This window comes from Pseudomonas sp. LBUM1673, assembly GCF_059695645.1.
This window is the reverse complement of record NZ_CP166780.1, coordinates 4,794,918-4,810,253: the sequence shown is the minus strand read 5'-3', so window position 1 is coordinate 4,810,253 and position 15,336 is coordinate 4,794,918. Positions and strand designations below refer to the sequence as shown.

The following is a 15,336-nucleotide window of genomic DNA, read 5'->3' as shown; positions in this document are numbered from 1 at the left end:
GAAAAACGGTCGTCAGTGGGATCACGCTAAAGCATAGCGGCGATCCGTAACAGACTCACTTGATGCCAAAAGACGCAGGTCACGCGGCTTTTGGCGGAAATTTCGGTGTGTGCAACCCCAACTGCATACCTTGCTTGACCATGCCCATGATGTCTTCGTGGGCCAGATCGAACAGGTGCTTGAGGTTCGGCAGCGCAAAGTACAGTGGCTGCAGAATGTCGATGCGGTACGGCGTGCGCATGCATTCCAGCGGATCGAAGGCTTGATGCTCCGGCTCGTTCGACAGGCAGTAAACGGTCTCTTTCGGCGAGGACAGAATGCCGCCGCCGTAGATGCGCAGGCCTTGTGGCGTATCGACCAGGCCAAACTCGATGGTCATCCAGTACAGGCGCGCCAGGTACACGCGCTCTTCCTTGGAAGCCTGGAGGCCGAGTTTGCCGTAGGTGTGGGTGAATTCGGCGAACCAGGGGTTGGTCAGCAGCGGACAGTGGCCAAAGATCTCGTGGAAAATATCCGGTTCTTGCAGGTAATCCAGCTCTTCGCGGGTACGAATAAAGGTCGCCACCGGAAACTGCTTGTTCGCCAGCAATTCGAAAAAGGTCTGGAAGGGAATCAGTGCGGGCACTCGGGCAACCTGCCAGCCGGTGGTTTCACCGAGGACCTTGTTGATTTCACCGAGTTGCGGAATGCGGTCGTGGGGCAGACCGAGTTTTTCGATACCGTCCAGGTATTCCTGGCACGCACGGCCCTCGACCACCTTCAGTTGGCGAGTGATCAGCGTGTTCCACACCGCGTGTTCTTCGGCGGGGTAGTCGATAAAACCTTGCGCATCGGGCTCGCGAGCCACGTATTGCGTCTGCTTCATGCTGCTCTCCTGCTAGGGGATTCGTTCTTGTTGTGTGTACAGCTATAGACCTAGAAATACCCCAAGGCGTGCGATGTTGCTGCAGATGATCCGCGTTGCGAGCAGGAAAAATCTCTGCTTTTCGTAAAGTATTCGTTACGGATTGGCCGCTATGGCGCAAGTATTGATATTTCCGGGTTTGAAATGGCTCACGGGTGTCACATAATCTTGACGACTAACTGAGCCGCTCGGCAAAAAAATCCGTCCGAGGGCAGTGCAAATACCCCTGTGGGAGCGGGCTGTGGTGAGGGGGCTTGCCCCCGTTGGGCTGCGAAGCAGCCCCAAAATCTCTGATGCACCAAAGATCTTGTGAGTGCTGCGCACTCAAACGGGGGCAAGCCCCCTCGCCACAGGCCCGCTCCCACAGGTTGTGCGCTCGGCATCAACCTCACTCACCGCTTTTTCGGGCCTTTATATGCGTATCAAAGTCCACTGCCAGAACCGCATCGGAATCCTGCGCGACATTCTCAACCTGCTGGTCGAGTACGGGATTAACGTCGCCCGCGGCGAGGTGGGCGGTGAGCACGGCAATGCGATCTATCTGCACTGCCCGAACCTGATCAACATTCAATTCCAGGCGCTGCGCCCGAAGTTCGAGTCCATTGCCGGGGTATTCGGCGTCAAGCGCGTAGGACTGATGCCCAGCGAGCGTCGGCACATGGAGCTCAATGCCTTGCTCGGTGCCCTGGAGTTTCCGGTGCTGTCGATCGACATGGGCGGCTCCATCGTCGCGGCCAACCGTGCGGCGGCGCAGTTGCTCGGCGTGCGGGTGGATGAGGTGCCGGGGATTCCGCTGTCGCGGTACGCCGAGGATTTCGATTTGCCGGAGCTGGTACGCGCCAACAAGTCACGGATCAACGGCTTGCGGGTGAAGGTCAAGGGCGACGTGTTTCTTGCCGACATCGCGCCGTTGCAATCGGAACATGACGACAGCGAAGCCATGGCCGGTGCGGTGTTGACGCTGCACCGGGCGGACCGGGTGGGCGAGCGCATTTATAACGTGCGCAAGCAGGAGTTGCGTGGGTTCGACAGCATTTTCCAGAGCTCGAAAGTGATGGCGGCGGTGGTTCGCGAGGCACGACGCATGGCGCCGCTGGATGCACCTCTATTGATAGAAGGTGAAACCGGCACCGGCAAGGAATTGTTGGCGCGGGCCTGTCATCTGGCGAGCCCGCGTGGGCAATCACCACTGATGGCGCTCAACTGCGCCGGTCTGCCGGAGTCCATGGCCGAGACTGAATTGTTCGGCTACGGCCCCGGCGCCTTCGAAGGGGCGCGGGCCGAAGGCAAGCTCGGGCTGTTGGAATTGACGGCGGGCGGTACGTTGTTTCTCGATGGCGTCGGTGAAATGAGCCCGCGCTTGCAGGTGAAATTGCTGCGCTTTCTGCAGGACGGTTGCTTCCGTCGTGTGGGCAGCGATGAGGAGGTCTATCTGGATGTGCGGGTGATCTGCGCGACCCAGGTGGACTTGTCCGAGTTGTGTGCTCGCGGTGAGTTTCGCCAGGATTTGTACCATCGCTTGAACGTGCTCTCACTGCACATCCCGCCGCTGCGCGAATGCCTCGACGGATTGGCGCCGCTGGTGGAGCACTTTCTTGATCAGGCCAGTCGACAGATAGGTTGTCCGTTGCCGAAACTGGCCCCGGCCGCGATGGAGCGGCTCAGTCACTACCGCTGGCCGGGTAATGTGCGGCAGTTGGAAAACGTACTGTTCCAGGCGGTTTCTCTGTGTGAGGGGGGGACCGTCAAAGCCGAGCACATTCGTCTTCCGGATTACGGCGTGCGTCAGCCGCTTGGCGATTTTTCCCTTGAGGGCGGGTTGGACGAGATTGTCGGGCGCTTTGAAAAAGCGGTGCTGGAACGCTTGTATTCCGAGCATCCGAGCAGTCGGCAATTGGGTAAACGGTTGGGGGTTTCGCATACGACCATTGCCAATAAGTTGCGTGAGTACGAAGTCGGCAAAGAGCCGGGCTAAGCAGCTTTTGTGGCGAGGGAGCTTGCTCCCGCTGGGCTGCGCAGCAGCCCCAAAAATGACAACCGAATTATTGCAGGCAGATCGCGCAGGATGGTTTTGCGGCCGCTTCGCGCCCGAGCGGGAGCAAGCTCCCTCGCCACAGGGAACTGAGTCGGTCATGAAGGCCGGCTCTTGCCACCTACCGGCATAACACCGCCGGTTTTTCGTCTTCGATACATTCCCCCAGTCCCCTCTGAATCCCTCAAGTCCTTTGTTTGCCGGGCCCGGCGCCGCCAGAAAAAAGTTGGTCTGCAAATTGCTTATAGCTCAGCAGTACAGCGGTGGGCGGCAAACGTCCGGCATGCAGAGGAAAGAGTGTGGACAAGTACCTTTATGTGGCAATGACCGGCGCCAGCCAGAATGCTTTGGCGCAGAAGGCTCATGCCAACAACCTGGCGAACATCTCTACCAATGGTTTTCAGAAGGACCTGGAGCAGGCCCGTTCGATGCCGGTGTTTGGTGACAGCTTTCCGGCGCGTGCGTTTGCCATGAGCGAGCGTCCGGCCACCGACTTTTCTGCGGGCTCGCTGGTGGAAACCGGTCGCGACCTCGATGTCGCGGTGCAAGGCAATGGCTGGATTGCAGTGCAGAACCCCGATGGCGGTGAAAGCTATGTGCGCACCGGCAGCCTGAACGTTGACGCCTTGGGCGTGCTGCGCGCCGGCAACGGTATGCCGGTGGTAGGCAATGGCGGGCCGATTGCCGTGCCGCCCGAGCAGCAAATCGAAGTTGGCGAAGACGGCACCATCAGCATCCGTGCGATGGGCGAAGGTCCACGTGTAATGGCCGAAGTCGACCGCATCAAACTGGTCAACCCGGACTTCAAGAACATGACCAAAGGCCTGGACGGTTCGATCCACACCAAGGACGGCAAACCGGCGCAGGCCGATGCCAACGTCAAACTGGTGTCCGGGTTCCTTGAGTCGAGCAACGTCAATGCCGTGGAAGAAATGACCTCGGTGCTGGCGCTGGCCAAGCAGTTCGAACTGCATATCAAGATGATGAACACCGCCAAAGACGATGACCAGGCCATGGCTCGGGTCTTGCAGATCAGCTAATTATCAGAACGTCGCGCCGTAAAACAGGCGCACGAGGAGAATCGAATGCTTCCGGCTCTATGGGTTGCCAAAACAGGTCTGTCCGCCCAGGACACCAACCTCACCACCATTTCCAACAACCTGGCGAACGTTTCGACCACGGGTTTCAAACGTGACCGCGCCGAGTTCCAGGATTTGCTGTATCAGATCAAACGCCAGCCAGGCGCCCAGTCGACCCAGGACAGCGAATTGCCGTCGGGTCTGCAAGTGGGTACCGGTGTGCGCATCGTCGGCACCCAGAAAAACTTCACCGCCGGCAGCCTGCAAACCACCGAGCAGCCGTTGGACATGGCCATCGACGGTCGCGGCTTTTTCCAGATTCTGCAGCCGGATGGCACCACGTCCTACACCCGTGACGGTACGTTCCACCTGGATTCCAACGGTCAGATCGTGAACGCCAGCGGCTTCGCTCTGGAGCCGGCGATTGTCATTCCGAGCGACGCCCAGACCTTTACCGTAGGTCGTGACGGCACCGTGTCCGTCACCGTTCCCGGTAACGCTGCTTCCCAGGTGATCGGCAACCTGCAAACCGCCGACTTCATCAACCCGGCCGGTCTGCAAGCGGTGGGTAACAACCTGTTCCTGGAAACCGCTGCCAGTGGCGCGCCGCAAGTTGGCACCCCGGGCCTCGCCGGTTTCGGCACCACGCTGCAGAACACCCTGGAAACGTCCAACGTCAGCACCGTTGAAGAGATGGTCAACATGATCACCACTCAGCGTGCTTACGAGATGAACTCCAAAGTGATCTCCACCGCCGACCAGATGCTCTCGTTCGTAACGCAGAATCTGTAATCAAGTCTATGAGGCGGCCATGAGGTCGCCTGCAACACCGTGAGGTAGGGTCATGAATCGCTTCGTATCTGTTCTGGCACTGAGTGGGGCCGTCGTGCTCGCGGGCTGCGTCGCCCCGCCGCCCAAGCCCAATGACCCTTACTACGCCCCGGTGTTGCCGCGCACGCCGCTGCCGGCTGCCGCCAATAACGGCTCGATCTACCAGGCCGGTTTCGAACAGAACCTGTACAGCGACCGCAAGGCATTCCGGGTCGGCGACATCATCACTATCACCCTGAACGAACGCACCCAGGCGAGCAAAAACGCCAACTCGCAGATCGACAAGAACAGTGAGACCAGTGTTGGCCTGACCTCGTTGTTCGGCTCCAGCCTGACCACCAATAACCCGATCGGTAGCGGCGACCTGAGTCTGAACGCCGGCTATAGCGCCGACCGTGCGACCAAGGGTGACAGCAAGTCCGGCCAGAGCAACAGCCTGACCGGTTCGATCACTGTGACCGTCGCTGACGTGCTGCCCAACGGCATCATTGCCGTGCGTGGCGAGAAGTGGCTGACCCTCAACACTGGTGACGAGCTGGTGCGGATTGCCGGCCTCGTTCGTGCCGATGACATTGCCACCGACAACACCGTGTCGTCGACCCGCGTCGCCGATGCACGCATCACCTATTCGGGCACCGGTGCGTTTGCCGATGCGAGTCAGCCAGGCTGGTTCGACCGTTTCTTCCTCAGCCCGCTGTTCCCTTTCTAGGTGGCTACGTTGAATCTGAAAAGCCTTGTGGTGGGCGCCCTGTTGCTGACGGCGGCCTTCGACGCTCAAGCCGAGCGGCTGAAGGATATCGCCAGTATTTCCGGCGTGCGTTCCAACCAATTGATCGGCTACGGCCTGGTGGTCGGGCTTAACGGCACCGGCGACCAGACGACCCAGACCCCGTTCACCCTGCAGACCTTCAACAACATGCTTTCGCAGTTCGGCATCAAGGTGCCGGCAGGTTCCGGTAACGTGCAGTTGAAGAACGTCGCGGCGGTATCGATCAGTGCCGACTTGCCAGCGTTCGCCAAGCCGGGTCAGCAGGTGGATATCACCGTAGCGTCCATCGGTAACTCCAAGAGTCTGCGTGGCGGCACCTTGCTGTTGACGCCGCTCAAAGGTATCGACGGCAACGTCTACGCCGTTGCTCAGGGCAACCTTGTGGTTGGCGGTTTCGATGCCGAAGGTCGTGATGGTTCGAAGATCACCGTCAACGTTCCGTCGGCCGGTCGCATTCCGGGCGGTGCGTCGGTCGAGCGTGCGGTGCCGAGCGGTTTCAATCAGGGCAACAGCCTGACCCTGAACCTCAACCGTTCGGACTTCACCACCGCCAAGCGCATTGTCGACAAGATCAACGACATGCTTGGCCCTGGCGTCGCCCAGGCCATCGATGGTGGCTCGATCCGCGTGACCGCGCCGCTCGATCCGAGCCAGCGGGTCGACTATTTGTCGATCCTCGAAAACCTCGAAGTCGACCCGGGTCAGGCGGTGGCGAAAGTCATCATCAACTCGCGTACCGGCACCATCGTGATCGGCCAGAACGTCAAGGTTTCGCCAGCCGCCGTAACCCACGGCAGCCTGACCGTGACCATCACCGAAGACCCGATCGTCAGCCAGCCCGGCCCTCTGTCCAACGGGCAGACGGCGGTCGTGCCGCGCTCGCGGGTCAACGCTCAGCAAGAAGCCAAGCCGATGTTCAAGTTCGGCCCGGGCACCACCCTCGACGAAATCGTCCGTGCGGTGAACCAGGTCGGCGCGGCGCCGGGTGACTTGATGGCGATCCTCGAAGCGCTGAAGCAGGCTGGCGCGTTGCAAGCCGACCTGATCGTGATCTGAGGACGGCGATCATGGATATGCGCAAAAGCGGTCTGGTCAGCAGCAGCGATTCGGGTTCCTACTCGGACTTGAACCGTCTGAACCAGCTCAAGGTTGGCGACAAGAACAGCGATGCGAACATGCGCAAAGTGGCGCAGGAATTCGAGTCGCTGTTCCTCGGTGAAATGCTCAAGTCCATGCGCTCGGCCACCGAAGCGCTGGGCGAGGACAATCCGCTCAATACACCGGCGGCCAAGCAATACCAGGAAATGTACGACCAGCAGTTGGCCGTTTCCCTGTCCCGCGAAGGCGGCGGTATTGGCCTGGCCGACGTGCTGATGCGCCAGATGTCGAAGAACAAACCGCTGGCGCCAGGGGAGGCCGCGGCAGCGTCTGCCGCCAAGCAGGCCGCCGCGAAAGCCGCCGTGGAAACACCGATTGCCGCCGGCACGGTCGCCACCAACGGGCCGCTGTCGCGCCTCAATGGTGAGCGCCCGTTGTGGGCTTCGCGTTCGGTGAAGTCGCCGGCAAGTGCGGGTGAGGGCGCTCACCGCAATGACATGGCACTGATCAATCAGCGGCGTCTGGCATTGCCGCCGAAACTGGCCGACCGCTTGCTTGCCGGGCTGGTGCCATCTGCATCTGCATCGGTATCGACATCGACCACGGCGACCACTGCCACAGCGGCGCAGAACAACATCCAGTTGCCGCAGAGCACCAAGACCGGTTCCGGCTCTCTGTACAACGGCGATTGGCTGGCTTCGCAAACGGATACGACATCCAGCGGGCGCCTGCAGATTCATGGTCGTGCCATGGCTCAAATACCCCTGGCGCCGGCAAAGAAGGCCTTCAGCTCCGCCGACGAATTCGTCAACACCATGCTGCCGATGGCCAAAGAGGCTGCCGACCGTATCGGCGTCGATCCGCGTTACCTGGTGGCTCAGGCAGCCCTGGAAACCGGTTGGGGCAAATCGGTCATGCGCGCCCAGGATGGCAGCAGTAGCCACAACCTGTTCGGCATCAAGGCCAGCAGTAGCTGGAAGGGCGATTCGGCGCGGGCGATCACCAGCGAATTCAGAAATGGCGAGATGGTCAAGGAGACGGCCGAGTTCCGTTCCTACGCCTCTTACAAGGACAGCTTCCATGACCTTGTGACGCTGCTGCAAAGCAATAATCGCTATCAAGATGTGCTGAAGTCGGCCGATAACCCAGAACAGTTTGTACGCGAGTTGCAAAAAGCCGGGTATGCAACCGACCCGGATTACGCAAGCAAGATTTCGCAGATAGCCAAGCAGATGACGAGTTACCAAAACTACGCTGCGGCGGGCGCTTCCACCACGCCTTTATAGGCACAAGGTATAAGGTTTGAACCATGAGTTTGCTCAATATCGGGATGTCGGGTTTATCCGCTAGCCAAACCTCGTTGATGGTGACCGGCAATAACATTGCCAACGCCGATACGTCCGGCTACTCGCGTCAGCAAACCGTGCAGAGTACCAAGGCCTCGAATCAGTTCGGCAATGTCTGGGTCGGCAGCGGTACGACCCTCGCCGATGTGCGTCGGGTGTACAACAGCTACCTCGACGCACAGCTGCAGACCACCACCTCGCTCAACAGCGACTCGGCGGCCTACGCCGGGCAGATCAGCCCGCTCGACGCGTTGCTGTCGGACAGCGGCACCGGCCTCAATGGCGCCCTGACCAAGTTCTTCGCCTCGGTACAGAACGTTAACGCCAAACCGGGCGATGATGCCTCGCGCCAACTGCTGCTCAGCGATGCGCAAGCCCTGAGCAACCGGTTCAACTCGATCTCCAGCCAGTTGACCACGCAGAACGAGAACATCAACGGCAACCTGGCGGACATGGCCGATCAGGTCAACAAACTGGCGGCCACCGTGGCCCAGTTGAACCAGAAGATCTCCGAAATTTCCAACGCCGGCGGCCAGCCCAACGACTTGCTCGATACGCGCAACGAGGTCGTACGTCAATTGTCTACCTTCACCGGCGCGCAAGTGATCGAGCGTGACGGTAACCTCGATATTTACCTGGGCAGCGGTCAGCCGCTGGTCATGGGCAACACCGCCAGCAAGCTGGAAGTGGTGCCAAGCAAAACCGACCCGTCGCGTTCGGCCATTCAGCTCAATCGCGGCTCGAGCACCATCGACGTCACCTCGGTGATGACCGGTGGTGAGATAGGCGGCTTGCTCCGCTATCGCAGCACCGTACTGGACCCGGCGATGAACGAGCTGGGTCGTGTGGCGCTGGTCGTTGCCGATCAGATGAACACCATCCAGGCCCAGGGCATCGACAAAAACGGTGAGTTCGGCTCGAACCTGTTCAGCAGCATCAACAGTGCTTCGCAAATGGCCCAGCGCAGTATCGCCACGGTCGGCAACAACGCAGGCTCGGGCAACTTCGACGTGACCATCGAGGACAGCGGCGCGCTGACCATCAATGATTACAAGGTCACGTTCACCACCGCCACTGACTACACCGTGCAGCGTCTGCCTGAAGGCACTGCCATGGGCGCGTTCAGCACGACGACCACGCCGGCTCCGGTGATCGATGGTTTCTCCATGACGCTCAACGGCACCGCAGCCGCCGGCGACACCTTCAAGATCACTCCGACCCGCAATGCGGCGACCGACATCGAGATTGAGATGACCGACCCTCAGCGTCTGGCCATCGCAGCACCGTTGGGGGCGGCCATTGCTGCTGGCAGCAGCGGCACATTGACGATTCCGGCCAGCGGTCAACCGACCCTGACTACGAAGTTCGATATCTATGACGCGACCACCACCCTGGCCATTCAGAATGGCCTGAAGACTTCGACTCCGGTCAAAGTGGTTTTCGGTGCCACCGGTGGTACCACCCAGACTTACCAGTTGCTCGATGCCCAGGGTAATGAACTCAGCAACGGCACCATCGTGCCTGGCCAGAACAATACGCTGAGCCTGACCATTCCACTGGTCGACGCCAGCGGTGCCGCGATCAATGATCCAGGACCGCCAATCGTGCAGCGTACTGCATCGTTCGATATGACCATCGCCGGTTCACCGGACAGCGCGACGGCGATCAACGTGACGCTCAGTCAGGCGGGCACTCTGGACAACCGCAACGGCAACGTACTGGCCGACTTGCAGACCCTGAAGACCGTGGATACCGGTTCGACCAGCGGTGGCATTTCCCTGACCGACGCTTACGGCAAGCTGGTCGAGGGCGTCGGCGCCAAGGCCGCCCAGGGCAACCTCGACAGTGCCGCGACCACCGCCATCCTGGCCAATGCCAAGACCGCTCGTGATTCGCTGTCGGGTGTCGACCTCGATGAGGAAACCGGCAACCTGGTCAAGTATCAGCAGTACTACACCGCGTCTTCGCAGATCATCAAGGCTGCGCAGGAAATCTTCAACACACTGATCAACAGTCTTTAAGGAGTCGTAGCCCATGCGCATTTCTACCGCCCAGTTTTACGAGTCCTCTGCTGCCAACTATCAGAAGAACTTCGCCAACGTGGTCAAGAGCAGCGAAGAGGCCAGCAGCCTGGTTCGCATCAACACCGCAGCCGACGATCCGGTTGGCGCTTCACGCCTGCTGCAATTGGGTCAGCAGGCTTCGATGCTCGATCAGTACGAAGCTAATGCCACGACTATCAAGGCCACCCTCGGTACTGCCGAAGCGGTGATGACCAGCATCAACAATGTGTTGCAGCGCGCCAGGGAACTGGCCGTTAGCGCGGGCAACGCCGGTTATACCGACGCCGACCGCCAGGCCACCGCTTCGGAGCTGGGGCAAATCGAAGAGCAATTGCTGAGCCTGATGAACAGCAAGGACGAGAACGGCAAATACATCTTCGCCGGTTCCAAGGGCGATACCGTGCCGTTCACGCGCAACAACGATGGCACCTACAGCTACAACGGTGACCAGGTAACGCTGGACCTGGCGATTGGCGATACCATGTCGATGGCCACCAACAGCACCGGTTGGGACGCGTTCCAGAAAGCAATCAACACCAGCCGCAGCGAGGTCACCATGACCGCGCCGGCCGTGGATGATGGTCGCGTAACCCTGTCCGATGGCCAAGTGTCGTCGAACGTCACCTACAACAGCACGTTCCGCAGCGGCGAGCCGTATACCGTGGACTTTGTCAGCGGTACGCAATTGCAGATCACTGACTCGCTCGGTAACGACGTGACCGCCGAAGCCAGTCAGGGCGGCGCATTCGACCCTACCAGCAAGGCCGGCCAGGCCGTTACTTTCCGCGGCGTCGAGCTGACTCTGAATATCAATCTGAGCGCCGGTGACACTGCAGCCACCGTGCTGCCTGGCCACACCTTTACCCTGGCGGCCAAACCGGACACCTTCACCGCAACCGGCAGCCCAGGTAATCCTTCGACGGCGCAGGTGACTGCCAGCAGCATCACTAACTCGGTGGATTACCACGCCAGTTTCCCCAGTGGTTCGGCGATCCTGAAGTTCACCACTGCCACCGACTTCGAGCTGTATGCCGCGCCCTTGACGGCCAACAGCAGCCCGGTGTCTTCCGGGACCCTGGTCGGCAGCGTCGCCACCGCATCGGGTGTGAGCTTCACCCTGACCGGTACCCCGGCTGCCGACGATCAGTTCAGCATCGCGGTCAATACTCATGAAACCCAGAACATCCTGGACACTGTGAGCCAGTTGAAAACCGCATTGAATACGCCAACCAACGGTAACGCCATCGCCACTCAGAAATTGCAGGCGTCATTGGCTTCCGGCATTGCCAACCTGGCCAGCGGCACCGATCAGTTGTCCAGCGCCTTGAGTTCGGTCGGTGGTCGCGGTGCTGCCCTGGACACCCAGAGTGACACCAACCAGAGCCTGATCCTGGCCAACGCCCAGACCCAATCGTCGATCCGCGATTCCGATGCGGCCGCCGTCATGACCCGTCTGACCTTGCAGCAAACCATGCTGCAGGCCTCGCAACTGGCCTTCAGCAAGATTGCTCAGCTGGGCCTGTTCAACAAGGTCTGAGTTTGCGCCTGCCGAGCTGCCAACCGTCTTTTTTTAAGCGGTTCCGGGGTCTCTGCCTGAAAGGGTAGAGGCCCGCCGCTCGAGAGTTCCCCGCCGTGAATCAACGCCCCCTCGTCAGTATCGTCATTCCTGCCTTCAACCCACGCTTCTTCAGCCAGGCGCTGATGAGTGCGCTCGCTCAGACCTACGAGCACGTTGAAATCGTCATCTGCGACGACTCGCCCGACGATGAAATCCGCACCATCGTGGAGGGCTTCGCCGAGCCGGCTCATCCGGTTCGCTACTTGCGCAACCCGCAGCGGTTGGGGTTGCAGAAGAACGTACTGCGTTGCGTCGAGGAAGCCCGGGGCGAGTTCATCAAAGTGCTGTGCGATGACGATCGACTGTTTTCGCCCAGCGTTGCCTTGCAGGCCCAGGTGTTGATCGATCACCCAGACGTCAATCTGGTGTTTGCCTTGCGCATGTTCAGCGACGCTGGCAATTTTCTGCTGCCGTCGCGGGTGGGCAACTGCCGCTTTTGTCCGAACGATGCGTTGCTCAAAGGCGACGATATGCTGGCGATTTTCGAGGGCACGCCAAAGAATTTCCTCGGCAATTTCAGCGCTAGCCTGTTGCGTCGCGCTGATGTGCTGGAGTTGTTGCCAGCTTTGATCCAGGAAGGCTCCGGGTTCATTGCCATGCTCGATTTCGCCTTGTTCGTGTGCCTGATGCGCCGCGGTAACCTGGTGTCGCTCAGCACGGTGCTGAGCACCGAGCGTCTGTATACAGAGCGATTGAGCCAGACCCCTGAGATGCTCAAGGCGGCCGCGCTCGAGTGGAGCTGGCTGGCGCAGATGCTCGCGGTACGCAGTGGCGAATCGGCGCCGGCATTGGGCTGGGTTCGCTATATCGACCTGGATAAAGTCACTGATCAACCCCACGCCTGGGAAGAGTTGTTTGTGATGCGCATCCTCGACAACCGCAGCACGGTGGTCAATGGTCGAGTCGGTGGGGAGAGCGAGAGTTACGCCGACTTCTATCGCCAATGGCTGGCGATCCGCAGGTTCTCGGCAGTCGAGCAGCGGCTCATGTCGCAGCGCATCGACAGCTGGGCGTTCCGCCCGCAGATCGTGCCGATCGTCATTGACCGCGGTGCCGACAGCGCAGCGCTGAAAACCACATTGCAGGGCATCAGTGCTCAGCTGTATGCCCCTCAGGCAGTGGTGGTGCTGTCCGATGCGCACTGTGATGCCGATGATCGAATCGTTCAGTTGCCGTTTCAGTCGAACTGGGCACAACAGCTCAATGCTGTGGTCCCGCAACTGGAAGGCACTCACTGGTTTTACCTGATGCAGGCAGGCGACACCTTGCGCGAATCGGCGTTGCTGGTTCTGGCGGAGCGCATCACTGGGGTGCCGGGCATTTTCTGTGCTTATAGCGACGAAGGTGCTTTGATCGACGGCGAGTCGATCGACCCGGTGTTCAAGCCGGATTTCAACCTCGATCTGATGCGTGCCTACCCCTACGTCGGCCGAACCCTGGCCTTCGACCGTCAGCGCTTCATGGCCCTGGGTGGATTTGACCCGGCTCACGGCGAACTGGCACCCCATGACCTGATGTGGCGTCTGGTGGAAGAGGTCGGTCCGCAGACCATCGAGCACATCGCCGAGATTCAGGTGGAATCGAGTCTGGCCTTTGCCGACTGGCTGTCATTACCCGAAGTCATCGAGAACAACGCTGGCATGGTCGGTGCGCACCTGGACCGTATCGGCATGGCGCACACTATCCGTCACGAAGAATTGCCACTGATCAATCGCATCGATTACCGGCATGAGGCGCGTCCTCTGGTGTCGATCATCATCCAGACCGGCGATTCGCTGCACGCCTTGCAACGTTGCACCGAAAGTTTGATCGAGCGCACGGCTTACACCCAGTACGAAATCCTGATCGTCGACAGCGGCACGGACGACCCGGCGATGCTCGACTGGTTGGCTGCCATGACGCAGCTGGGTGCTGCGATGCTGCGGGTGCTGCGTTACGCCGGTGATGCCAACGATGCGGCGATCCGCAACTTCGCTGCGAGCCTGGCCCATGGTGACTACTTGCTGCTGCTCAGTCCTCAGACGGTGATCTGCAACAGCGATTGGCTGGACGAATTGCTCAACCACGCACAGCGTCCTGAAGTGGGGGTGGTCGGCGCCCGAACTCTCAGTCCGCAGGGATCGATCGTCAGCGCCGGGTTGATCCTCGGGTTGGGGGGGGCGGTCGGTTCGCCATTCGCCGGGGAGGCTGCTGATTCTCGCGGCTACATGCAGCGGTTGCACATGACCCAGAACTGGAGCGCGGTCAGTGACCAATGCCTGATGGTTCGCAAGGAAGTGTTCGACAGTCTGGGGCAGCTCGATGAGGTGACGTTTACCCAGTGCTTGGTTGATGTCGATTTGTGCCTGCGGGTGAATAACAACGGCTACCTGGTGGTCTGGACACCGTATTCCAGTGTGGTGCTGGCCCCGGAAGGTGAGGAGTCGACGCCGGAGGTGTGTGAGCGTGAACAGGACGCCTTCTATCGCAAATGGCTGCCGAAGATCGCCAAGGATCCGGCCTACAGCCCGGCACTGAGCCTTGGGGTTTCCAGCTTCAGTCTGGAGCCTTCGCTACGCAACAACTGGAACCCGTTTTGCACCCGTGCATTGCCGCTGATTCTCGGTCTTCCGGTCAACAGCACTGCCGTCGGTCACTACCGGGTGATCGCGCCGCTGGCAGAGCTCGAAGCCACCGGACGAGTGATCTCACGGGTGGCCCATGAGTCGCCGTCGATCGTGGAGATCGAGCGTCTGTCCCCGGACACCATCGTCCTGCAGGGACGTTACAGCGAAGGTTCAGTCGGCGATATTCTGCGGATGAAAAAGTATTCCAGCGCCCTGCGGGTTTTCGAACTCGACGACTACATCGTCAGCGCACCGAAGAAAAACGCTCACGCCCGCAACAAACCGGTCAACATCGAACAGATGCTGCGCGAAGGCATCGGCCTGTGCGATCGCTTGGTAGTCACAACCCAGCCGTTGGCCGATATTTTGTCGAGCATGCACAACGACATTCGCGTGGTACCGAACATGCTGTCGCCAGACCCGTGGGCGACGCTGACCAGCCGTCGCCGCACCTCCAGTAAACCGCGCGTTGGCTGGGGTGGCGGCACCAGTCACACCGGGGACCTGGAGATCATTGCTGAGGTCGTGCGCGAGTTGGCGAATGAAGTGGAGTGGGTGTTCTTCGGCATGTGCCCGGAGGAATTGCGGCCTTACATCCACGAGTATCATTCCGCCATCGGTTTGCAGAGCTACCCGTTCAAACTGGCCAGCCTGAACCTTGACCTGGCGCTGGCACCGCTGGAATTCCATATCTTCAACGACTGCAAAAGCAACCTGCGGTTATTGGAGTACGGCGCCTGCGGATACCCGGTGATTTGTACCGACACCGAGGCTTATCGCGGCCACTTGCTGTGCACCAAGGTGTACAGCAATAGCACGGCGGAATGGCTGCAAGCGATCCGCATGCACCTGGCCGACCCGGACGCGAGTTACCGCATGGGCGATGAATTGCGTGACGCGGTGCATCGGGATTTCATGTTGCGGGGCGATAATTTGAACCACTGGTTGTGGGGCTGGTTGCCGGACTGATTGGCGCCAACCCATCCCTTG

10 protein-coding genes are annotated in these 15,336 nt (G+C 60.1%); 9 read left to right on the top strand and 1 reads right to left on the bottom strand.

The genetic code is table 11. From position 1 onward, the window contains the following. Positions 1-79: 79 nt before the first annotated feature. A complete protein-coding gene (gene phhA, locus ACA044_RS22220) occupies positions 80-865 on the bottom strand; it encodes a phenylalanine 4-monooxygenase (protein ID WP_497443291.1) in 786 nt (261 codons plus the stop codon). A gap of 454 nt (positions 866-1,319) precedes the next feature. Here phhA and ACA044_RS22215 point away from each other — a divergent pair, with 454 nt between their 5' ends. The 9 genes from ACA044_RS22215 to ACA044_RS22175 all read left to right on the top strand — a co-directional run bounded on the left by ACA044_RS22215 (position 1,320) and on the right by ACA044_RS22175 (position 15,315). Further along, entirely contained in the window at positions 1,320-2,879 is a 1,560-nt protein-coding gene (locus ACA044_RS22215; protein ID WP_497443290.1) for a sigma-54-dependent transcriptional regulator, read from the top strand. A 356-nt stretch (positions 2,880-3,235) separates the two neighbouring features. Continuing rightward, entirely contained in the window at positions 3,236-3,976 is a 741-nt protein-coding gene (locus tag ACA044_RS22210; protein ID WP_052966740.1) for a flagellar basal body rod protein FlgF, read from the top strand. 45 nt (positions 3,977-4,021) lie between these two features. After that, positions 4,022-4,807: a flagellar basal-body rod protein FlgG gene (flgG, locus tag ACA044_RS22205; RefSeq protein ID WP_497443289.1), complete on the top strand. Its 786-nt coding sequence runs from the start codon at positions 4,022-4,024 to the stop codon at positions 4,805-4,807. A gap of 52 nt (positions 4,808-4,859) precedes the next feature. Then, entirely contained in the window at positions 4,860-5,555 is a 696-nt protein-coding gene (gene flgH / locus ACA044_RS22200; protein WP_497443288.1) for a flagellar basal body L-ring protein FlgH, read from the top strand. A 9-nt stretch (positions 5,556-5,564) separates the two neighbouring features. Beyond that, positions 5,565-6,671, top strand: coding sequence for a flagellar basal body P-ring protein FlgI (locus ACA044_RS22195; RefSeq protein WP_497443287.1), 1,107 nt, complete (start codon positions 5,565-5,567; stop codon positions 6,669-6,671). Positions 6,672-6,682: 11 nt separating this feature from the next. Continuing rightward, entirely contained in the window at positions 6,683-7,999 is a 1,317-nt protein-coding gene (gene flgJ, locus ACA044_RS22190; protein ID WP_497443286.1) for a flagellar assembly peptidoglycan hydrolase FlgJ, read from the top strand. Between the two features lie 23 nt (positions 8,000-8,022). Next, on the top strand, positions 8,023-10,080 hold the full coding sequence (gene flgK, locus ACA044_RS22185) for a flagellar hook-associated protein FlgK (RefSeq protein WP_497443285.1): 2,058 nt from the start codon (positions 8,023-8,025) through the stop codon (positions 10,078-10,080). 13 nt (positions 10,081-10,093) lie between these two features. Continuing rightward, the gene (locus ACA044_RS22180; RefSeq protein ID WP_497443284.1) at positions 10,094-11,659 is read left to right on the top strand and encodes a flagellar hook-associated protein 3; all 1,566 of its coding nucleotides are present in this window, start codon (positions 10,094-10,096) and stop codon (positions 11,657-11,659) included. A 95-nt stretch (positions 11,660-11,754) separates the two neighbouring features. After that, on the top strand, positions 11,755-15,315 hold the full coding sequence (locus ACA044_RS22175) for a glycosyltransferase (RefSeq protein ID WP_497443283.1): 3,561 nt from the start codon (positions 11,755-11,757) through the stop codon (positions 15,313-15,315). Positions 15,316-15,336 lie beyond the last annotated feature (21 nt).